At 69.6% G+C, this 5353-nt stretch carries 8 protein-coding genes; 6 read left to right on the top strand and 2 right to left on the bottom strand.

Going from position 1 to position 5353, the window contains the following annotated elements:
- Positions 1 to 1018: 1018 nt before the first annotated feature.
- The 5 genes from ACH4UM_RS41585 (at position 1019) to ACH4UM_RS41565 (ending at position 3807) form a co-directional block, all read left to right on the top strand.
- Positions 1019 to 1717: a hypothetical protein gene (locus ACH4UM_RS41585; protein ID WP_398191826.1), complete on the top strand. Its 699-nt coding sequence runs from the start codon at positions 1019 to 1021 to the stop codon at positions 1715 to 1717.
- On the top strand, positions 1714 to 2136 hold the full coding sequence (locus ACH4UM_RS41580) for a helix-turn-helix domain-containing protein (RefSeq protein ID WP_398191823.1): 423 nt from the start codon (positions 1714 to 1716) through the stop codon (positions 2134 to 2136). Before ACH4UM_RS41585 ends, ACH4UM_RS41580 begins: the two co-directional genes overlap by 4 nt.
- Positions 2137 to 2444: 308 nt before the next feature.
- On the top strand, positions 2445 to 2927 hold the full coding sequence (locus tag ACH4UM_RS41575; RefSeq protein WP_398191820.1) for a hypothetical protein: 483 nt from the start codon (positions 2445 to 2447) through the stop codon (positions 2925 to 2927).
- A 109-nt stretch (positions 2928 to 3036) separates the two neighbouring features.
- The gene (locus ACH4UM_RS41570) at positions 3037 to 3384 is read left to right on the top strand and encodes a hypothetical protein (RefSeq protein WP_398191817.1); all 348 of its coding nucleotides are present in this window, start codon (positions 3037 to 3039) and stop codon (positions 3382 to 3384) included.
- A 39-nt stretch (positions 3385 to 3423) separates the two neighbouring features.
- Positions 3424 to 3807 carry a hypothetical protein gene (locus tag ACH4UM_RS41565; RefSeq protein WP_398191814.1) on the top strand — a complete coding sequence of 128 codons (384 nt, stop codon included), beginning with the start codon at positions 3424 to 3426 and terminating at the stop codon, positions 3805 to 3807.
- A gap of 325 nt (positions 3808 to 4132) precedes the next feature.
- Here the strand turns inward: ACH4UM_RS41565 and ACH4UM_RS41560 are convergent, their stop codons facing one another.
- Both ACH4UM_RS41560 and ACH4UM_RS41555 read right to left on the bottom strand, forming a co-directional pair.
- Positions 4133 to 4390: a hypothetical protein gene (locus tag ACH4UM_RS41560; RefSeq protein WP_398191812.1), complete on the bottom strand. Its 258-nt coding sequence runs from the start codon at positions 4388 to 4390 to the stop codon at positions 4133 to 4135.
- On the bottom strand, positions 4380 to 4610 hold the full coding sequence (locus tag ACH4UM_RS41555) for a hypothetical protein (RefSeq protein ID WP_398191810.1): 231 nt from the start codon (positions 4608 to 4610) through the stop codon (positions 4380 to 4382). Before ACH4UM_RS41555 ends, ACH4UM_RS41560 begins: the two co-directional genes overlap by 11 nt.
- A gap of 223 nt (positions 4611 to 4833) precedes the next feature.
- Here ACH4UM_RS41555 and ACH4UM_RS41550 point away from each other — a divergent pair, with 223 nt between their 5' ends.
- Positions 4834 to 5253: a hypothetical protein gene (locus ACH4UM_RS41550; RefSeq protein WP_398191807.1), complete on the top strand. Its 420-nt coding sequence runs from the start codon at positions 4834 to 4836 to the stop codon at positions 5251 to 5253.
- Positions 5254 to 5353 lie beyond the last annotated feature (100 nt).

Genomic DNA, 5353 nt, shown 5'->3' with positions numbered 1-5353 from the left:
TGAGCCCGGAACGGGGCCTCCGCTCCGCTCCAGCCCCAACCCTCCCCGCCCGTAGGGGAACCGGTCAGAAAAGCAGCAGCAGTGAGAGGGGGAGGCGGGGCTGGGAGAGTGTGGCCTGGAGTGAGGGATCACAGGGACGGTGACGGAAGGTCATGGCGCCGTGCAGCCCGGAGGAAGGTGCTCCCGTTCGAGTGACGCACCTCGGGCAGTTGGTGCTTCAGTTTGAAGCGCTAGATAGACTCTGGAACTGGCAGGCCACACCGGAGCGCGGGTTAAAAACCCGCTTCATTTCCGCTTGCCATTTCTCCGAGAAACCACCGGATACAGGACTTGAGAATTCGACCCGCTGAACTGACCTTAGCCATAGAAAGGCGCCTCAGATATGGGAAATTTGAAATTCGGCGTGCGGAGGTACACGAGCCGATCGGCCCCCAGGGCCGGGCGGCGAAACCGAGCTCCGGCCTCAGCCACGCCTTCGTTGCTGCTTGTCCGTCACGGCCGGTACCACCCGAGACTCAGAGCCGCTGGTGCCGCCTATGGCCCGCAGCTGGTCGACGGAGCCGCACGCGAAGCCGCCTCAGCCGCGACGGTGCCTGGCCCGCAGGTTCTCGTGCGACATCAGATAGGAGCAGAGTCCGCGTTTCTGCTGGTCACAGCGTTACCCCTGGGGTGCTTGTGACTCCTCAGCAGTGACACAGGGCCCCTGCTATGTCCCTCCTGGGTAGACACATCGCCCCTGAAAAGTCGGCATTCCTGACGTTGTCCCGCATGGAAGGTCAGGAATACCGACCTCTTGGGGCGCGGAAGGTCGGCGGTGCTGACTTTCCGCGCCGAAGGTCGAGTCCGCTGCCACACCCCTATACATGCCCGGCGCGCAGGAGTTCGTGCAGGAGATGTGTCACCCCTGGGGGGACACAAGACGCGCCGGAAGTCAGTAATGCCGACCTGTAGGTCAGAAGTACTGACCTACTGCTACGTTGCTGCACGCCCGGGATCTTGGAACTTTGGAGAGCTGCTCGTGTCCGAGTCACAGCGCCGCCGGCGTGCCGCCAGGCCCGCGCCCAACCCCGGCCTGGCGCCGGACGATCCGCTGCGGGTCTTCAGCGAGCGGCTCCGGAAGATCGATGGCCTGGACGACCTGGCGCGGGCGTATCCCGGTCGGGAGATCAGCATCGGCCGCCAGCGCCAGCAGCTGGAGTTCTACTCCGACCCGGACCGGCCCAACGCCTTCGCCATGGTGGCGCTGGAGTTCTTCCTCGTGATCGCCCAGTACTACCGCGAGGCGCTGCCGCTGCGGCTGATCCTGCTGCTGATCGCCGGGCAGAGGGCCGGCGGGCGGATCCCGCTCACCCAGGACGACATGGCGCAGATCCTGGACGTCCCGCGCCAGAAGGTGAACGAGTCGCTGCGCGAGATCATGAGCCACGGCATCGTGATCAAAATCGGGCGCGGCGTCTACCAGTTCAACCCGCCGTACTCCTACGTCGCGGCCGAACTGGTCCGGCTCTCCGACGGGACCACCGAGTATGTTCAGGTGGACCAGGCCGACGCGCTCGCGGAGCTGCGGGCCGCGGCGCTGCCGGACCTGGTCCGGTTCCCCTCGCTGCAGCACATGCGCGAGGCGATCGAAGAGTTCCGCAAGGAGCGGGCCCGGCAACGCCGGGAACGGCGGGAGCGGTTCGAGGCGATGACGACGCAGAAGGAGGGCGATCGGTGAGCAGGAGCATGTTGGTCACACCGGTCAACGCGGAGGGCGTCGTCGCGGCGCTGGACCTGCCGGGGCCGGCCTACCGCGTCCTGTTCACCCTGCGCTCCCGCAGCGAGCCCGGCGGGCGCGTGGAGATGGGACAGAGCCAGATCGCCGACCTGCTCGGACTGAGCCGCCCCAGCGTCACCTCCGGCCTGCGCGAGCTGATACTCGCCCGCCTGGTGAAGAAGCAGCGCAACGGCGTCTACCGCATCAACGCAATGCTCGCCGCCTACGACACCCCCGCCGACGCCCGGGCCGCCATCGACGCCATGGACCCCGCGGACCGGATGGACGACCCGCACTTCGTCGCCCGCTACCACCAGGCCGTCGAGGACTACCGCGAGCAGCTCGCCCGCGAACGACGCAAGAAGTTGCGCGTCGCCTGAACCCAGCCCCCGGCCGACACCACGGCGCTGCACCCCCACGGTGCAGCGCCGTTCGTGTGCCTGGTGTCGACGCCGACACCAAAGATCCCTGCCAGGCGGGACAAAGGTCCCCGCGCGCAGGGACAACCTGGTGGCGGCGCCACTTTCGTGTGAGGGCGGCGAGTGTCAGACCCCGACGCACGGTTCCCGCAGGCGGGAAACGCCCGGGACAGGAGCGCGAGAAAAGAATCATGAGCGGCCCCCTTCCCTAGGTGTATGAAGTTCCATACAAGTGTATTGAAGTTCATACAGCTACGGGAGGACCCGCCGTGTTAGCCACCCTCGTCACCGCCGCCCTCGCTATCGTCGCCACCCTGCTGGGTGCGATCGTCTCCGGCCGGTTCCAGGAGCGCGCCGCCGAACGCGGCGTCCGCGCCAGCCACGGTGAGGCGATCCGCCGCGATCGGCTGAAGGCCGTGACCGCGCTGGCCTGCGCGATCAGCGACCACCGCCGGGCGATGTGGATGCGCGGGGACGCCGTCCTCAAGGAGGCCGGCACCGAGCGGATCGAGGCGCTGCGCGGCGAGAGCCACATGACCCGCAGCGCGGTCACCCGCCCGCTGGTCGCGCTGCGCGTCCTCATTGAGGACCAGGCCGTGCGCGCCGCCGCCGACCACATGGTCACGCTGACCTACGCGATGCGCGACGCGTACGCCACCACCCAGGAGCTGACCGCCGCCCGCGAGGCCGCGAAGGTCGCCCACGACACCTTCGTCGACACCGCCGCCGGCTACCTCGCCCGGACTGCCTGACCTCGCCACGCCCGTGTGCCGCCGGGGCCCCGGCTCGGAGTGTCAACGCTCTCCGGAGGCCCCACACACCACACCCGCCCCCTTCCACGTGCACAAGATCGGAGTCCCCATGGAGCAGCAGTCGAAGGCCCTCGCCCGGATCAGCAGCGTCGAGACGTCGGCCGAACGGACCGCCGGCACCGTCGGCGGCGAGGACCTGGCCGTGCTCGCCCCGGCCGCGGCCGCCGCGCTCAACATGCTCGCCGACGCCGTCCGTCGAGGTGGCGCCGACCACGACGACACCGTCCAGGCCCTCAAGGCCGCCGGTGTCCACGAGGCGTTCGCCAGCGTCTTCGACGCCGCCTCCGAGCGTGTCATGGAGGCGGCCGACGACCCTTACGACTTCGACGTGCGGCTGCACGCCGACAACCTCGCCGAGGCCGCTGGCGACGTCCGGCGCGCCTTCGAATGGCTCTAGAACCCCGCCCAGCACCGCCACAACTCCACGGGAAGGCCGATGACCACCGAGTCCGAGCACACCAACCCCGCCCCCGACCTCACGGTCCCGCTCGCCGCTGCCGACGCCCAGGCGCTGGGCGACGACGCCCAGCTGCTCGCCGCGCTACTCGGCCGCGCGCTGCACGGAGTCGCGATGCTGCGCACCGGGCGCACGTCCCTGGACGACCTCACGGACGCCATCGAGGGCACCACCGAGCTGTTGGAACGGCTGGAGGGGGCTCGGAGGGCCGAGGTGCGTGAGTTCGCCGCGCAGAAGGGCACACACGGCACCCTGGCCAAGGCGATGCGCCTCACCAACCGCGCAACGGCCCAGTCCCGCCGCAGGACGCTGCTGCGGGAGGAGCCGAGCGCGATGGAGCGGTGGGCCACCGGCAGCAGCTGACTGGTGCAGCGCGCTGCTTACAACCGGCGCGGGTTGTGTCCCTGGAGCGGGACGCAACCCGCGCTGCATGTCGTCTGGAGGCGACATCAGCGTCAAGTAGAGGAGACACGCTGCACGGCGCCGCTGCTTTGCAGCGGCCGGCCTGCTGCACGAGCAGCCCCCTTGTGCTGCCTGGGTGCCGGGCCTGGAAGTGTAACGCCCTCGGAGCACCGAGCAGCACCGCCCACCGCCCCCTCGCTGCACCGTGCAGCAGCCTTGCAGCACACGCAGCAGCGCCCCGGACGAGGGTGGAGTCCGGGGCGCTGCAACGGGTGTTCGGGAGGCCCTACGCTTCAACGTAGGCAACGATGGTGATCTGCCGAAGGGCCGTGACGTAGTAGATGACGCGGACGCCGTCGACGTCGTCGACGTAGTCGCGCAGCAGGGTGTTGGGCACCGGGGTGCCCAGCTCGGGGTTGACGCTGATCGCGACGATCGCGCGGTCCAGGCGGTGCGTCTCGGCTGCCGTCAGCTTCTGCAGCTGGCTCAGCGCGGGCTCCACCAGGACGACCTGGGACCGGCGTGGTCCGTGCTCAGGCGACACAGGGCTGCTCGCCGGCGAGGCGCTCCAGGTGGGCGTCGCGGGCTTCCTCCCACAGCACGCCGGACTCTGCAGCCGGGTAGCCGTTCTCCGCGATGTCTTCCAGCACCGAGGCGAGGACGTCGACGCGGGCGCGCTGGTCGGCGGCGTAGGCGCGGACGGACGCGGCGGCGTTCTCATCGAGGGGCTGACGGTCGGGTGCGGGGGCCGGTTGCTGGCTCATCCGGGGCTCCTGGGCGTTGCTGGCGTGTGTTCTCACGGTAGCGCCGGGGCGGGGCGCTCCGGGACGGTACGGACGAAACCCCGCGCCGGACCGGGGACCCAGCTGTGCGCGGGAACGCCTCTGCCAGGAAAAACGCAGGACCCAGGACCCAGGAGACCCAGGCAGCGACGGGGGGCGCGCTCGGGCCAGGGCGGCAATGCCCGGTGGGGAGCGCCCTGGAGACATGCGCACCAAGGACGTTCGGGTGGGCGAGACATACCGGTGCGAGGTGCCGCTCGCGCTTCTGTCGCAGCGCTACCGGCCGAAGACGATGGGCGACTCCTGGTGGCCGCTGAGCTGGCTGCGCGGCACGTACTTCCCGCTGACCGTGGTCGACGTGGACACCGCCGCTCGGACCGCACAGGGCCTGATGACGGGGGCGAGCCCCCGGGTCACGGTGGAGCTCACCGAGGACCAGGCGCGGGAGGCCGGCCTCCCGCCCGGGGGCAGCTACCAGGTCTCCGGGATTGTGTTGGACGCCGAGGGCGAGCCCGTCGAACTCCCCCGCGTTGGCACGCTCATCGTGCCGGTCCGCTGGCTGCACCCGGTGGACACGCCCGTCTCCCCAAGCCACCACGACGCCTCGCTCCGGGGTATCCGCTGATCTGACTGTCCCGTGCCACTGGATCTTGACCGTTTGCCATCGGACTTTGACGGACGCGAGTTTGTGTCATCGGAGTTTGATCACCGCAGGTCAGCGACTC

The organism is Streptomyces sp. NPDC020801, assembly GCF_044334385.1.
Classification (GTDB): domain Bacteria; phylum Actinomycetota; class Actinomycetes; order Streptomycetales; family Streptomycetaceae; genus Streptomyces.
Note: the sequence above shows the minus strand (reverse complement) of the source record. Positions and strands in the feature narration are given on the sequence as shown.

Coding starts and splice junctions, on each gene's coding strand:
- ACH4UM_RS41570 (WP_398191817.1), top strand. CDS start 3,037: ATGGAGCAGCAGTCGAAGGCCCTCGCCCGGATCAGCAGCGTCGAGACG.
- ACH4UM_RS41565 (WP_398191814.1), top strand. CDS start 3,424: ATGACCACCGAGTCCGAGCACACCAACCCCGCCCCCGACCTCACGGTC.
- ACH4UM_RS41555 (WP_398191810.1), bottom strand. CDS start 4,610: ATGAGCCAGCAACCGGCCCCCGCACCCGACCGTCAGCCCCTCGATGAG.
- ACH4UM_RS41550 (WP_398191807.1), top strand. CDS start 4,834: ATGCGCACCAAGGACGTTCGGGTGGGCGAGACATACCGGTGCGAGGTG.